This window comes from Microcystis sp. BLCC-F210 (assembly GCF_042134685.1).
Classification (GTDB): Bacteria; Cyanobacteriota; Cyanobacteriia; order Cyanobacteriales; family Microcystaceae; genus Microcystis; species Microcystis aeruginosa_D.
The window spans coordinates 4,736,249-4,749,452 of sequence record NZ_CP169647.1 but is presented as its reverse complement, the minus strand read 5'-3'; the positions used below and the strand labels follow the sequence as shown (position 1 = coordinate 4,749,452).

13 protein-coding genes are annotated in these 13,204 nt (G+C 44.5%); 8 read left to right on the top strand and 5 right to left on the bottom strand.

Features of this window, described 5'->3' with window-relative positions:
* Positions 1-42: 42 nt before the first annotated feature.
* The gene (locus tag ACE3JL_RS23145; RefSeq protein ID WP_002761217.1) at positions 43-270 is read left to right on the top strand and encodes a DNA-directed RNA polymerase subunit omega; all 228 of its coding nucleotides are present in this window, start codon (positions 43-45) and stop codon (positions 268-270) included.
* 27 nt (positions 271-297) lie between these two features.
* Here the strand turns inward: ACE3JL_RS23145 and ACE3JL_RS23140 are convergent, their stop codons facing one another.
* The gene (locus ACE3JL_RS23140) at positions 298-1,131 is read right to left on the bottom strand and encodes a Uma2 family endonuclease (RefSeq protein WP_271990132.1); all 834 of its coding nucleotides are present in this window, start codon (positions 1,129-1,131) and stop codon (positions 298-300) included.
* 23 nt (positions 1,132-1,154) lie between these two features.
* Positions 1,155-1,865, bottom strand: a complete 711-nt coding sequence (locus tag ACE3JL_RS23135; protein WP_375328487.1) for a DUF3782 domain-containing protein — start codon at positions 1,863-1,865, stop codon at positions 1,155-1,157.
* Between the two features lie 330 nt (positions 1,866-2,195).
* On the opposite strand from ACE3JL_RS23135, the gene ACE3JL_RS23130 reads away from it, so the two are divergent.
* Positions 2,196-2,618: a SufE family protein gene (locus ACE3JL_RS23130; protein WP_375328486.1), complete on the top strand. Its 423-nt coding sequence runs from the start codon at positions 2,196-2,198 to the stop codon at positions 2,616-2,618.
* 4 nt (positions 2,619-2,622) lie between these two features.
* On the opposite strand, the gene ACE3JL_RS23125 is transcribed toward ACE3JL_RS23130, so the two are convergent.
* Entirely contained in the window at positions 2,623-3,174 is a 552-nt protein-coding gene (locus tag ACE3JL_RS23125) for a transcriptional repressor (protein WP_149975670.1), read from the bottom strand.
* 105 nt (positions 3,175-3,279) lie between these two features.
* Between ACE3JL_RS23125 and ACE3JL_RS23120 the strand changes: the two genes are divergently transcribed.
* Positions 3,280-4,545, top strand: a complete 1,266-nt coding sequence (locus ACE3JL_RS23120; protein ID WP_271988576.1) for a DnaJ domain-containing protein — start codon at positions 3,280-3,282, stop codon at positions 4,543-4,545.
* Here the strand turns inward: ACE3JL_RS23120 and ACE3JL_RS23115 are convergent.
* Entirely contained in the window at positions 4,498-5,112 is a 615-nt protein-coding gene (locus ACE3JL_RS23115; protein ID WP_375328485.1) for a molybdenum cofactor guanylyltransferase, read from the bottom strand. The genes ACE3JL_RS23120 and ACE3JL_RS23115 overlap by 48 nt on opposite strands.
* A gap of 149 nt (positions 5,113-5,261) precedes the next feature.
* Between ACE3JL_RS23115 and ACE3JL_RS23110 the strand changes: the two genes are divergently transcribed.
* The 5 genes from ACE3JL_RS23110 to ACE3JL_RS23090 all read left to right on the top strand — a co-directional run bounded on the left by ACE3JL_RS23110 (position 5,262) and on the right by ACE3JL_RS23090 (position 11,733).
* Complete coding sequence (locus ACE3JL_RS23110) at positions 5,262-6,401, top strand: DegT/DnrJ/EryC1/StrS aminotransferase family protein (RefSeq protein ID WP_271988578.1); 1,140 nt, start codon at positions 5,262-5,264, stop codon at positions 6,399-6,401.
* A 37-nt stretch (positions 6,402-6,438) separates the two neighbouring features.
* Positions 6,439-7,344: a cyanoexosortase B gene (gene crtB / locus ACE3JL_RS23105; protein WP_375328484.1), complete on the top strand. Its 906-nt coding sequence runs from the start codon at positions 6,439-6,441 to the stop codon at positions 7,342-7,344.
* Positions 7,337-8,083: a cyanoexosortase B system-associated protein gene (locus tag ACE3JL_RS23100; RefSeq protein ID WP_271988580.1), complete on the top strand. Its 747-nt coding sequence runs from the start codon at positions 7,337-7,339 to the stop codon at positions 8,081-8,083. The genes crtB and ACE3JL_RS23100 overlap by 8 nt, the downstream gene beginning before the upstream one ends.
* Positions 8,084-8,205: 122 nt before the next feature.
* Positions 8,206-9,420, top strand: coding sequence for a polysaccharide biosynthesis/export family protein (locus ACE3JL_RS23095; protein ID WP_375328483.1), 1,215 nt, complete (start codon positions 8,206-8,208; stop codon positions 9,418-9,420).
* Positions 9,421-9,528: 108 nt separating this feature from the next.
* A complete protein-coding gene (locus ACE3JL_RS23090; RefSeq protein ID WP_271988581.1) occupies positions 9,529-11,733 on the top strand; it encodes a tyrosine-protein kinase domain-containing protein in 2,205 nt (734 codons plus the stop codon).
* A 6-nt stretch (positions 11,734-11,739) separates the two neighbouring features.
* On the opposite strand, the gene ACE3JL_RS23085 is transcribed toward ACE3JL_RS23090, so the two are convergent.
* Positions 11,740-13,188: a family 10 glycosylhydrolase gene (locus ACE3JL_RS23085; RefSeq protein WP_375328482.1), complete on the bottom strand. Its 1,449-nt coding sequence runs from the start codon at positions 13,186-13,188 to the stop codon at positions 11,740-11,742.
* Between the last annotated feature and the right edge of the window lie 16 nt (positions 13,189-13,204).

Genomic DNA, 13,204 nt, shown 5'->3' with positions numbered 1-13,204 from the left:
AGTGACAACTGCCAAATTCACCAGAGAAGGTTAAGTATAACTATGTCCAAACGGTTTAAATTCGACTCCTCCGAGATGATTTATCTCACCGATAAACTAATGAATGCAGCCAGCAATCGTTACTCGATCGTCGTGCAAGTCGCTAGACGGGCCAAGCGCGTCCGCTACGATACCGTAGAAAATATCGACGACCCGATGATTAAACCCGTCCAACGGGCCCTGATGGAAATGACTGACGAATTAACCGAACCGGAATTATTACGCGATTAATCCCCTAAAATTGCTGGGGAGCAACCCCTAAACTTCATCGGGGTTAATACCCAGTACTCTTAGTCTTTCCGCTAGTCGTTGGGCTTTTTGTTCCGCTTCCTGTTTGGCTAAACCTGCTTGAGCGGCGATCGCTTCTGCTTCCTGTTTGGCTAAACGTTCTTGTTGGGCATTCAAACGTTCTTGAGCGGCGATCAAACGTTCTTGTTGGGCGATCGCTTCCGCATTCATTGCCCTTTCCTCTGCGGTTAAATAGCGATTTCCCGATTGATCATACCAATAAAGCCATTCTCGCACCCAAGCGATATGTTCTCCCTGCTCATATCCCAAGGCTAACCCGATTTCTGGCAACCATACCCGCTTATTTTCAGGCTCTAAAAGCTCGTATTTCCCCGCTATAAGCTTATAAACCTCTAATCTCTCTCTATTTTTAAATCTTCCCCTTCTACCGCTCAAGGGATTATAAATTGCATAGTAGAGAATGCCTAGGGTTTGATAATCCGCTAACTTTCCCTCATATTCCCCATTATATTTCTCGGAAATCACTTCCAGGGCCAATATGGGCATAATATAAGCCTCTTCCCAGAGAACATAGCTTAATCTTCCCCTTTCGCCAGTATCGTGTTTGACTCCCACTGCCAAAAACCCATCCGGTATGATTGCTGGTTCGTCGGGATTATAATAAACTCCCATATCGACACCAAAATACCAATCATCCCGCTCCATCCAAATAAATGCTAATAAACTAAGTAATAGATTGGGAATATCGTTCTGTAACTGGTTATCCACGGGTGTTTCGTCAGAACAGGGCAATTCTTCGGCAGTGGGAAGAAGGCGATTTTTATTGTAGGAAAGGTTAACCATAGCGATTGTTTTGACTAGGGAAATTACCAAGTATTCGGTTGAAAGTCGGCATCATTGATAATGGCCACCGTATCCCCGGAGGGTTTAATCACAAATAGACCTTTTTTATAAGCATAGCGATCGATTCCTTCGTTGATTTCAATTCCTGCCACTGCACCGTAGGCTCGATAGTTTTGATAATGGGGAAAAGCGATTTTAAAACGAGTCAATTTTTCAATAAATTCATCCACATCATCTTGAGATAATCGAGATTTACATTCCACCACCACGAGATCGGTATCATCCACCGCTAGAATATCAATTTCCATGGCGATGCCTTGACGTTTGACTCTGGCACGGGGATAAACTTCCTTAATATCAATGCCTTTCTCCTGAAAAAGCCGTAAAACCGCCGGTTCTACCAATTCTTCCACAAATCGACCCCAGCGAGTGGTGAGACTATCTACCGCTTTGCTGGTTCGTTCTACGGTGCGTTTCAGTTCTGCCATCGAGCGATCGCTTTCTAGTTTAGATTCGGCCAGGAGGTTCTCTATTTCGACTCTATGGCGATCATATTCCGCCTTGGATTGGGCAACCAGGCGATCGTATTCCTCAGCCCGGCGATCATATTCCGCCTTGGATTGGGCAGCCCGGCGATCATATTCCGCCTTGGATTGGGCAGCCCGGCGATCATATTCCTCAGCGGAAGTGCGGAATAGCTGATAAATATCCGCAAGAGTTACCGATTCACTCATAGACTTGCCTCTAAAACACCCCTAATTATTTTAGCGATTCCGTCGAAAAGCCGGACGAGAGCGGGAGAGCAAAACGGCAAGAAATATTAAGAATTATGTAAAAGACTTGACAAGTGCGGGGTTTAGGGTGGTTTTTTTTCTGGAATTTACCTAAAATGTCGGATGAATGTCCCTGCAAGCGTGGTGTTTGATTGATGCCAATTCTAGCAGATAGCCTCGATGCGCTTTGACCAAGGCAGTCCTTACACCGATAACCACAGCGCTCAACTTCCGCGAGAATGCTAATATAAAAAAGCTATTGGCTAATTTTTTCCTATTTTAACTCGCAATATGCTCCCGTCTAATCTCGATCGCATCGTCGAACGCCTCAAACGTCGTACCGATCCTAAGCAAAAATACGAACAATTACTAGGTTTTGCTAAAAAACTAGAACCAATACCAGAATCTGCCAAAATACCCGCTAATAAAGTACATGGCTGTGTATCCCAAGTTTATATCACTGCCGACATCGAAAATGGCCAGGTTTGGTACAAAGGCGATTCCGACGCGCAATTAGTCAAGGGTTTAGTTGCTTTGTTAATCGAGGGGTTAAATGGACTGACTCCCACAGAAATCCTGCAAGTCACCCCGGATTTTATCGAAGAAACCGGTTTAAAAGTCAGCCTTACTCCTTCCCGCGCCAACGGATTTTATAATATCTTCCAGTTAATGCAAAAAAAAGCTCTCGGTTTTCAGTTGGGAATGTCCGCTTAGATGTCTAGTTTTCTGGTTCCGGTTCCTTTGATTCGGGAATCTCGCAGTTTTGGAAACGAGTATCCACCAGCGAACGCGTACAGCTCCAATTACTCGGTATTCCCGACGGCCAACCCATCCGCAAAGCTTCTGGACAGATGGCCATCACCGTTAACTGACAGTCAATTAACTGAAAACCCTCTTTCTCACACTGTTTGAGACTGTGTTTGAGAATGGAATCATTGTTAAATTCGATGGTTTTATTACACTGAATACAGACCAAATGATGATGGTGGTGGGGATAGGGTTGATTGAGTTCGTAGTGTTTATGACCCTCGGCCAATTCTAACTCCCGCAAAATCCCCATCCGCGACATTAGTTTAACACTGCGGTAAATCGTCGATAAACTAATTCCTTCCCCCCGTTTGTCCAGTAATTCCTGCAATTCTTCGGCACTCAGATGATTTCCTTTCGGTAAATTCTGGAAAACGTGCAGAATTTTCTCTCGCTGGGGAGTTAAGCGCCACCCCCGCGCATTTAGTTCCGCTTTCAGGGAGGAAGCAGTGTAGGCAGACATAAGCGATCAACTCTCAATAAAAGCTATTTAATTGACAATGATAGTCGTTTCGGTGAGCCATTGGCAACAATTTTCAGTAGTTGAAAATTCAACCCCCATTCAAGTATGAAAAATTACTATGAAATCCTGCAAATTCCCCGTAATGCCAGCAATAATCAGATAAAAACTGCTTTTCGTCGTCTGGCCCGGCAATATCACCCCGATTATAATCCCAATGATCCAGAGGCAGTGACAAAATTTCGGGAAATTGAACAAGCTTATCGGGTTTTGAGCGATAAAGACAAAAGAAAAGATTATGATCGCAGTTTATCCCCGGAAATACCCACTTTTGACCGCAGTGCCGAGGATTTTTATCAACAGGGATGGCACTACGCTCAAGAGAAAAATTATCAATTAGCGATCGCATTTTACCAGCAAGCGATCGCAATTAATCCGCGATTTTGGCAGGCCTATCTACAACGGGCGGAAGTTTACTACCATAATCAACAGGATCGGCAAGTTTTAAGCGATTGTCGGCAAGTTTTGCAGTTAAAACCCGATTGTTCCCAAGCTTACTATTACCTCGGTTTATCTCGTCAACGACTCGGTTACACCCAATCTTCCCTAGAAGCTTATGGAAAAGCAATCGCCATTGACCAAAATAATCCCCAATTCTATTATCAAAGAGGATTGGCTCTAGAGGAACTCTCGGAACTGCCAGCAGCACGAAAAGATTTTCAAATAGCAGCCAAGAAATTTAAGCAGCAGGGAAATTTTCGCCGCTATCATGCCATTATTAATAAGTTAAAATATGTTCATAAAAGTTATCGACAACAGCAATCAATTAAGTGTTCAAAAACTCTTTTTATTATTTTTAATTTGCTGACAATCTCTTACTCATCTTTGCTCAAACCCAGGACTGGTTTAGCAGAGTCTTTTTTTAAGCTTGACCGTAATCAGGCTTTAGCTACCGGGATATTGGCGGCAATCGTCAGCAGTTTTTTTATCGCTTTTACTTGGCAAAACTGGACAGTTAAATCTGAGTTTTTACTGTTATTAGGTTGGGCAGCATTTCCTTTTATTACTCTGACTTTATCTAGCTGGTTAGGCAGAAAATTAAGTAATAAATATGGTAGTTTTACTGGCGATATATTTTTAGCTGGCTTAATAATTTTGCCCTTTTCCCTCGTCATTTTGCTTACCTCCTATTTATCCATAAATGGTGATATTATTGGCGCAATTATCGGTGTAACGGGGGGTTATCTAACCGGAATACTCTACTATAGTTATCGCCATTTATCCAATATTTCTTCGCAGATATCTTTACTTTTACTCCCTTTTGTGCTAGGTTTTCTTACGGTTAATATCTGGGGAGTTTATTATTATCTCTAAATCTTCTGGGGTATTACAGTTAAATAAAATCTCGGAATTATCGATAATTAATTCCTCCACCACAGCGACATTTAACCATTTTTGAAAAGAAGTTCCCCCCTGCTTAATATAAGTCTGCAAAGATGCTAAACAACGACGATGATAAAAAGCACAGAGAGGTTCCCAACGATTGCCGCAGCGGGGAACCAAACCGATGGCATTTTCTGGTACAGTGGCTAATAATCTTGACCATTCTTGAATAATTGAAGACCTGAGTAAAGGTAAATCGCAGGGGAGTAATAAAACCCAATCGGTTGATACAAAAGTTAATCCCAAGGCAAAGGCCAATAAAGGCCCCCTAGTGGGGAGAGGTTCCTTGATTATTTGGCAATATTGGGGAATGATCAGTTCATAACGTTCCGGCCAAGGCGTAATCACAGACACTTGTACTGCACAATCTTGGGCAATTAAACAGATGTTCTCCAGAAAAGAGAGACCCTGAAAAGATAACAAAGCTTTATCTCGTCCCATGCGGGAACTTTGACCACCAGCCAGAATTAACGCCGTTAAAGCGGAAAAATCAGTCATAATAAGCAGTTATAAAGGACAAACCACAGAGGCACAAAGGACACGGAGAACAAGACAGAAAGAACAAGAGAGCCTAAAAATCTAGGCAACTTGCTCAAACCTATGCTAGTCTCTTGACAATTGATAATGTCTCCCTAAACAAGTAATAGATGAATTCCCATTTAATCAAAGTTCCCTTTGTTGATTTAACTTGGCAAAATCAGCCTCTGCAAGCAAAAATTACTGAGGCAATCCAAACAGTTATCGACCGAGGAGATTTTGTTTTAGGCCAAGCTTTAGCCGAATTTGAAACCGCCTTTGCCCAAGCTTGCGGAGTCGAGTATGCTGTGGGAGTAGCTTCTGGCACTGCTGCTCTTGCCCTAGCTTTACAAGCTTACGGCATCGGCGCCGGGGATGAAGTGCTAGTCCCCGCTAATACCTTTGTCGCCACCCTCATGAGTGTTATTCAAGCGGGAGCCAAACCGATTTTAGTTGATTGTCACCTCGATACGGCCTTAATTGACCTGGCGGCGGCCGCCCGAAAAATTACCCCCAACACCCGCGCCATTCTCCCAGTACATCTGTACGGACAGATGGTATCACCTCAACAATTAGAGGATTTTGCCCGCAGCCATAATCTGACTATCTTTGAAGATGCAGCCCAGGCCCATTTAGCCAGTAGAGAAGGTTATCGCGCCGGCAGCGTCGGTGTGGCGGCCGGGTTTAGTTTTTATCCCAGTAAAAATTTAGGCGCTTTTGGCAATGGCGGAATGTTAGTGAGCAATGATCCCGAAATTAGCCAAAAAGCCCGCAGTTTAAGAAATTATGGCGCACCAAGCAAGTATTTTCACACTGATATCGGCACTAATAGCCGTTTGGACAGCATACAAGCCGCTATTTTAAACATTAAATTACCCCATCTGGAAGGCTGGAATCAATCCCGTCAGCGAGCGGCTAGAAAATATGATCAGCTTTTAGCTCCTTTAGGCAATAAGGGCATTTTACCCATAAGAGACGAAACCGAGATTGGTCATGTCTATCATCTCTACGTTATTCGCCTCCTCCCCCATTGTCTCGTTGATCGCCAACAACTACAAGAACAATTAACTGCCGTCGGTATTCAAACTGGCATTCATTATCCGATTCCTTGTCATCTACAACCGGCCTATCGCTACCTGGGTTATCAACAGGGAGACTTTCCCAATGCAGAGACTCTCTGTGAAGAAATTGTCTCTCTCCCCATGTACCCCAGTATCAGCGAGGAGCAGATTGAAATCGTGGTTGAACAGATCACTGCGCTCATCGGGTAACATAAGTTTAGAATTTGTTACTAAATCGCCCTGTCCTATGCGTATTAGTCCTTCCTTATCCACCGTATCCCGCAAAAATTGGCAATCTTGGCTGATTATCGGTTTTTTGGCGGTTATCTATGGTCCAGTGATCTTTCACTGGTACGATGGTTGGCTGAATAAATCGATCAGCATAGAACACGAATACTTTAGCCACGGATTGATCGGCCTTCCCTACGCCGCCTATATTGTCTGGCAGAATCGTAAAAAATGGCAACGCCTCGAAGATCGCTCCCACCCCCTCGGAGCGTTTTTGTTAATTCTAGGAGCGATTTTCTATCTCCTCGGTTCCTCTGTTTGGGTTAGTATATCTTTCCCGATTATTTTAGCGGGAATCTGTCTCTGGTTAAAAGGAACGGAAGGTTTTAAATTACAGGGATTTCCCCTACTTTTAACGGCTTTAGCGACTCCTAATCCTATACCATACCTGATCGCTCCCTACACCCTACCCCTACAGGTTTTTATTGCTGCTTGCGCTGGTTTTATTCTCCAGCAAGCGGGTCTAGATGTCTCTGTTGACGGTATTTATGTGGCGGTAGAAGGTAGGACGGTGGAAATCGCTCCCTACTGTGCGGGGCTGAAAATGTTATTTACCAGTCTTTACGTCACGCTGCTGCTGCTCCATTGGACTAATACTATCGAAAACGGCCGTAAAACCCGCTTTATGATCCTTAGTGCCTTTGGAATTAGTGTTGGAGCTAACATCGTTCGTAACGCGCTTTTAGCTTGGTTTCACGGTACGGGACAAGAGAAAAACTTTAAATTACTCCACGATAGCTGGGGGGGTGATTTATACTCCGTCTTGATGTTGTTACTGATCTTTTTGGTCTTCCAAATCATGCAGTATCGCGAGGCGATCAAAAAACAGTCCCTAACTCAAGAGGAAGGTAGCCAGGATGATTAGTCAAAAAATTCCAGACGAGGTAACTTTAGTGTTACACAAAGTCAAAAAAAAGCTACCTGGTAATTACTTACTGCTGTTATGCCTGCTGCTGTTCTTGATTTTAGGCGGTATCTTACCTAATTTAATTTCCGGCCATTGGTCTTGGGTGGATCAACCAAGAATCGGTAATATTCAAAAAATGCGGACTCTACAAGAATCGGGAATCAACTTCTCTAATCTGAAAACCATCGATCAGCAGCAAGGACAAATCGGTGAGGGAGCATGGTCGATACAGGTGGTGGAAAGTCCTGATGGCAAGAAGATCACCGTCCTTTTAAGGCCACAGCTTTACTATAAAAATCAACCGGGAGTAGAATGGTCAGATATCAGTTCTATTAGTCGTTGGAATCAGGGGGAAACAACCGAGCTATCAATTCCCACCCAGTCAGGAGGAAAGGTCACGGCTAGATTCTATCAGGCTTGGACACAAAGCACTTTTGCCGTAGTGCAGTGGTATGCTTGGCTAGGTGGTGGTCATTACGATCCCTCGGTGTGGTATTGGCTTGACCAATGGGCGCAATTAAAAAGACAGAGAGTACCTTGGATAGCCGTTTCCTTGCTGATTCCCCTGGATCCGACAAAAGAACTGCAAACTCTCACTCCCTTTGCTCTCAATCTCGCTGGAGAAGTTCAAAGTTACTTAGAAAAAAATGTCTTAAGTCAATTAACTTCTGTGCCTGAGACCAAAAAAGAAAAATAGTTTTTCCACCTATTAAAAAAAGACTAGCTCAAGGCAATTTTCTAGTTCTTAATAGCTTCTTTGTTCCTCTCCCACTAGATAACTCTCAGAAAATAAATTGATACATCTGTATGATTCCACCAATGCTCAACAAGTTTTTGCCAGTTAGTTTATTCAGAACTGGGGCCATGACCTTATCCGGGTTGAGTCTGACAGGGTTATTATGGGTAATTCCCTCCGAGAGACTCAAAGCTCAGGGTCCTTTGTCCATACCCCAGACTCAACCCGGAGCCGGGTTAGAATTTTTGCCCCCCCAACCCCCTAATCCCACCTTTCCCGAAAACACAATTCCCCCCGCTGGCTACAGTCCACCAGTTTACTCTCCCAATAATCGCCAATCCCGACAAATTCAGACCTATCGACTCGACATAGGCGATCAAATTACTGTCTCGGTTCCTGATTTTCCCGAATTTAATTCCGCAGGGCCGGTGGACCCAGATGGTAATTTTCTAGTACCGATTTTAGGGCGTATTCCGGTGATCGGCTTGACTTTAGACGAAGTGCAAACTAAAATTAGCCTCGAATTGGGTCGAAAATATCTGCGGGAGAAACCGGACGTCATTGCTGTTTTAACTAGCGCTCGTCCCGTCCAGTTAACCATTATGGGAGAGGTACAGCGACCGGGGTTTTATAGTATTGCTCCCAATACTTCCCTAGCGCAGGTACTTTTAGCAGCAGGGGGTGGCACTTCCAGAGCCGATCTGCGTTCGATCGTTGTCCGTCGGGTTTTATTCGATGGTACAGTATTGGAGGAAAAACTTGACCTTTATACTCCCTTGATTAAGGGAGACCGCTTGCCAGATATGCGTCTGCAAGGGGGTGATGCCGTGATTGTTTCCAAGTTAGAAGTAGGCCAAGAAACGGGATATAATCGCACACTGGTGGCTAAAACCACCCTCACTCAGCAGAATATCACCATCAGGGTTTTAGCTCCCCTAGTTCCTTCGGGAATTGCCCTAAGAAATGTTTCAATTCCTAATGGCAGTACCTTCCTCGATGTGGTGGCTAGCTTGCCAGTTTCCGATCGCCTGCGGATTAATGTCAATGAAGTGTCCCTACTACGTTTTGACAGTGCCAAAGGGGGAATTGTTAGTCAAACTTTGAGTCCGATAGCGGCAGTTAGGGGAGATATATCCCAAAATGTTCCCTTAGAAGATCAGGACGTGATTATCGTCACTCGGACACTATTAGGGAAAATTTTCGCCGCTTTTAATATTATTACCCAACCTATCCGGGATATTACCAGTTTTACCAATACAATCCTCGACATTAGCAATCAATTCGATAACTTCCAATAATTCACAGGCAACTCGCTCCTTAACACCACTTCCTAAGCTAGGATTTCAAGGGCGAGAATCACTCTTGACCGCTAAAATGTAAAAAATCTGGGAATATATTAAAAAGCTATGGCTCTACCAATTGTTAAACGATTTTTCATCTCGCTAGATCAGAACAAATTTGTGGGAACATTCGTCTTCTTCGTCTGTTTGGGCGGTTCTGTGATCTTTGCGCTCCTACCCGATCCTGAGAAACCCCCCAGCTTTTATCGGGCAGTGGGACAATTAGCCTACCGGGTGCCGCCGCCAGCTTTTACCAGCACAGGAACCCAACTGCAAGAACAAGGGCGGGCTATTGACCGCGATTTGCTGCTGTCTCCCCGGGTATTGGTCAATACAGCCCAAAAACTGCAATTTAATCCAGGACAGATGGTTAAAATTCGCGATCGGGATTTAAAAATCACCTTCCCCGGAGAAGTAGAGGGACAAAAAAATAATAGCAACCAACCCCAAGAGGTACTTTTAGAGTTAACAGCCGACTCCCAGGCCAAGGCAGAGTTAATTCTCGAAACCTTGATGAAGGAAATGGTGGAATACAGTCGCTGGCTTAATACTTCCCAGTTACGCGCCCGCATAGAAGCTCTCAGTGTTCGACTTAACGAAGTCCAAAAAGATTTAACCAGAGCCGAAGAAAAATTTTATCGCTACATTAGTACCCAGGGTTCAGATTTATTGGCGATTCAAGACGGGAGTTTATTCGCCGCTATCACCAGCAGTCAACAGCAACAGCGAGAAATTCGCTTGGAGCTGCAAGGCATTCAAGGACAAATTGATAGTCTGAGTAAACAACTCGATTTAACCCCCGATCAAGCCTACACCTCCTCAGCCCTTAGTGCTGACCCGATTATTGCCAGTATCCGAGCGCAGATCTTGGGCACGGAAGCCCAATTGGAGCGACTACAGAAGGATTTACGTCCCGAACATCCCACCGTCGTTAAATTACGCAAAGAACAGCAAGTTAACGAATCTCTCTTGCAAAAAAGAGCGGCTGAGGTGATCGGAAAAGATGGCATCCTGACCGATCTTCCCAACAGTCGCATCCGTCAGCAAAGTAATCTCGACGCCACCCGTCAACAACTGGCAGCCCAATTAGTCGCCCTGCAAACCCAGCGCGAGGGTTTAATGAAACAATTAGAATCCTTAGTAAGTCAGGAACAGCAACTACGCTCCCAATACGAGAAATTCCCCGATAAACAGCTACAGCAAGCTCGTTTAACCCAAGCTGTCGCCTTTCAACGGGGCATCTACGAGAATATTCTCAATGCTCTGGTGGATGCTCAGGCTGCAGAAGCGGAAACCGTGGGTAGTCTCACCGTTGCCCAACCGCCGGTTGCTCAACAGATCGAACAGGTGTTTAACCGCAAGAATCGTACCTTGATTCTCTTGGCAGGTGCTGGTTTGGGAACTTTAGCTGGATTGGGTACGATTCTCCTATTGGCAGTGATTGATGATCGCCTGCACAGTCCCCAAGAATTGCGGGAAGCTTTGGTCAGTCGGGATATCCTTCTCTTGGGACAATTGCCCATTGTCCGCAATTTAGATGGCGAGGAAATCGATCCGATTCTCGCTGATGCTAACGCCAATTATCTCCCCTACTACGAACGTTTACGCAGTACCCTGCGACTTGTGGGCGGCGGCGAAACGGTGAAAGTGGTTATTGTCACCAGTATTACTGGTGGAGAGGGAAAAACCGCCACTGCCTACAATTTGGCGATCGCTGCGGCTTTAGCGGGCCGACGGACTCTATTAGTAGAAGGAGATTTGAGAAGTATTTCTAAGGCCGAAGAAATCGGAGTCGAGCCTGATCCCAATTCTCTCTCAGAACCCCTACTTTACTACGGGGCGAAAAGTAAATCGATCCGGCTGGCCCCAGATATTGAAAACCTTTCCATTCTTCCTAGTCCCGGTCCGCAAAAACAAGCGGCGGCTATCATTGAATCAAGCGAATTACAATTAACTCTCAAAGATTCTCGCGGCCGTTTCGATCTAGTAATTATCGATACTCCTTCTCTGTCTAGTTGTAATGATGCACTGCTCTTAGAAGAACTAGCAGACGGGATTATTCTGGTAACTCGTCCAGCTATAACTCGTTCTAGTCTCTTGAGTGAAGCAACTGACCAGTTAATGGAAGCGGAAGTGAAAATTTTAGGGGCGGTGATTAACTACGTCGATATTACACCAACTCTCAACACCGCCGAACCAGGACTGCCCCCTTTAATAGTTACCCCACTACAGGAACAAACAGAGACAGAGGAGGTGAAAGTGGAGGTGTAAATGGGCTTACTTATGACAAAATCTTCTGACTCGATCGAATTGTGGTTCTTGCCAGGAAAAAGCAAAATGACTGATACTATCTATGGTGGGAAAAGCGATGCGAATCGCTTCCATTTGCACTTCTAAGGAGGGACGATTGTTATAGGTTTGTCCCCATAAACCTGCTAAAGCTGGGATAACAGGAGTTTGATTTCCCCTGCTTTCTACTACTCTTTTGATCTGATTAACTACACAGGTAGTATCGTTACAATTAGCGTAGGACATGGGATGCCATTCTAGGGAAGCGGGAAAACTATCCCAAGCTTGTAAACGGGAATCAAAACCTTGATTACCCACAAGACGATTCCCATCGGGAAAAAACACTGCTCCGGCGGGAATTCCCTGACGTTCCACCAGGGCAGAAAAATAACTAATATAATCAATGACACCCTGGGCAGCATGGGCAACCGCTAGGAACCAAAGTTCTAATTTGAGGCGATCAAAACGACTTTTAACTGATTGTTTCATCTCGTCTTCTAAGGAGATTCTACCCTGCCAAAGAGGGGCGGTTTCTTGGGGATAAAGGCGATCGGCTTCAACTATATCATCAGGGGAAATTTTGCCACGAGTCAGATAGCGATCAATTAAAAATTTGCCCTTATTATTCAATCCTCGATTAATTAAAGCTTGTCGGGATGCGGGACTAAAAATCCATAAATCTTTGACATCATCAGCAACGGAATCGACTCCTGTTCCTCTGGGATAGCGAATATAATCAAATAAAACTCCATCGGGACGACGTTGTAAAATGGCTTCTAGGAGAATTAAATAATCCTGTCGCGCTTGATTGCTGTAGGGATCGACAAAAGTTTGGGATTGATCATCGACAAAAGAGGTGCTATCTTGTTCTTTACCATTGCGTGCTAACACCTCCTGTCGATAGGGTTTTAAGCTATAGGCATAGCCAAAATTGAGGCTAAATAACCAAGCATAAACTTTTAAACCGCGTTTATGTCCCTGTTCGATTGCCTGTGCTAATAAATCGACATTTCCAACACTGGGATTTTTAATGACGCTATCCCAAACGGTGGGATTATTGTTAGGAGGTAATAAGACTTGACCATCGGCAAAAACTTCCACATAAACCCTATTATAACCTTTGGCCACGATGCGATCGAGGATACTTTCGATCGAGCCGGGACGGGTATCACAGGAGTAGAGACGTAACCAGATCGCTTGTTCCTGTAACCAGTGTCGGGAACGACAAAAGCGCAATTGTTCAGCATATTTCTGTACTAAAATGTTATATTCTTGGGGCGAGGTTTGACGCAGATTTTCTTGTTGTTGGATTTCTGATTCGGACAGTTGACAATTATCATTGACAGCGAGACTAGAGTTAATCCCTAGAGGACTAATCCAGAGGATTGTAGCGAGGAAACAAGATAGCGATCGCAGATAATTAACTTTCTTTAACATAGTTGTTCACAGCGTT